This is a genomic window from Paracoccus binzhouensis (assembly GCF_016446475.1).
In the GTDB taxonomy this organism is placed as follows: Bacteria; Pseudomonadota; Alphaproteobacteria; order Rhodobacterales; family Rhodobacteraceae; genus Paracoccus; species Paracoccus binzhouensis.
This window is the reverse complement of sequence record NZ_JAEHFP010000239.1, coordinates 1-1,357: the sequence shown is the minus strand read 5'-3', so window position 1 is coordinate 1,357 and position 1,357 is coordinate 1. Positions and strand designations below refer to the sequence as shown.

Genomic DNA, 1,357 nt, shown 5'->3' with positions numbered 1-1,357 from the left:
GCCCCTTGACCTCGCAGCCTGAAAAAACGAACCTTCAAATGCTCGGAGCGCGCCGCCAGGGAATTTCCACAGCATTCGCGACACGACCGTCATCAGGATGGCTGATAGTCAAGCTGATTTTCGTCGTCGCCCTGTCGGCATTCCACGGTTTACGTTCTGGCCGAATACGTCGTTGCCTTCGGACAGGAGCGTCTGCGGAAAAAATTCCTGGCGCTGACCTCGGTATCGTTGTTGCGATGTTGGTCATCGCCGTGTTGGCGCTTGTGAAGCCGGTCTAGCAAGGCAATGGAAACCCGCCTCAGCCGCAATGCTACAGTCGCTTGGGAGGAAAGAACTACGGTGGATACATATCGTCTCCACTATTTCCCCGAGTCAGGAAACAGCTACAAGCTGGCACTGATGCTGACGCTCTGCGGCCAAACCTTCGAGTCCATCTGGACGGATTTCGGGGCGCGCGTGACGTGGACGCCGGAGTGGCGGCGCACGATCAATCCGATGGGTGAAATCCCAGTGCTGGAGGTCAATGGCCGCAAATTAACGCAGACTGCACCGATCCTGCTGCAGCTTGCGGCCCAGTACGAGAAATTCGGGGCGACAAACGACGCAGAGACCTACGAGCTTCTTCGCTGGCTCTTCTGGGACAACCAGAAAATGTCCGGTGGAATGGCTACCTATCGCTTCTTGCGCACCTTCACGCCCAAGAGTGATCCGGCCGTGCTGGCCTGGCACTTGGCCCGGGTCAAGGACTATCTGGGCATCCTCGAGCAACATCTTGGCGCGACCACCTTCGTAGCGTGCGAACGCTTGACCATCGCAGATATTTCAATGTGCGCTTACCTGTCTTATCCCATGGACGAGACAGGGATCGATCTGACGGCCTCATACCCCAATATCACTGCCTGGCTGGATCGGCTGATGAAAATGCCAGGCTGGAAGTTGCCGTACGAGCTGTTGCCCGGCAAGCGGCTGCAAAGATGGTCGGCGTAGGCTGGACGGTCTTGAATGTGCGCTATTCACCACTCGACGCATCAAGCAGCAGCGTAGTCAAGGACTAGGCTCGCATCCCATCGATGCAGGTCAACAGTGATGCTGATGCGTCGTACCGCTGCATCGTGCCTACGCGCTCGGCTGTGCCCTGCGAGAAAACAAGAACTTCAATTACTTGCCTGTGGAAACTCCCATACTTCGTGCTGATCGGCCCAATTCCGTCGCAGAGAATCGGGCCGCCTGCGTGGGGTCTGCAGGTTCAGATGGCGGGGCTGGCGCCAGTCTAGGTTGTGTTGACAAAAAGGATTCCCCTGCGCGTCTGGCTGTGATTCAAGATCATCTCTACGTGGGAGGTGACCTTGGCACGCAA

The 1,357-nt window shown here is 57.1% G+C and carries 1 protein-coding gene and 1 pseudogene; both read left to right on the top strand.

Going from position 1 to position 1,357, the window contains the following annotated elements:
- Nucleotides 1-278: pseudogene (locus tag I9P22_RS24750) on the top strand (CopD family protein); the annotation flags it as partial.
- 7 nt (nucleotides 279-285) lie between these two features.
- Nucleotides 286-987: a glutathione S-transferase family protein gene (locus tag I9P22_RS24205; protein WP_269846675.1), complete on the top strand. Its 702-nt coding sequence runs from the start codon at nucleotides 286-288 to the stop codon at nucleotides 985-987.
- The last annotated feature ends 370 nt before the right edge of the window (nucleotides 988-1,357 follow it).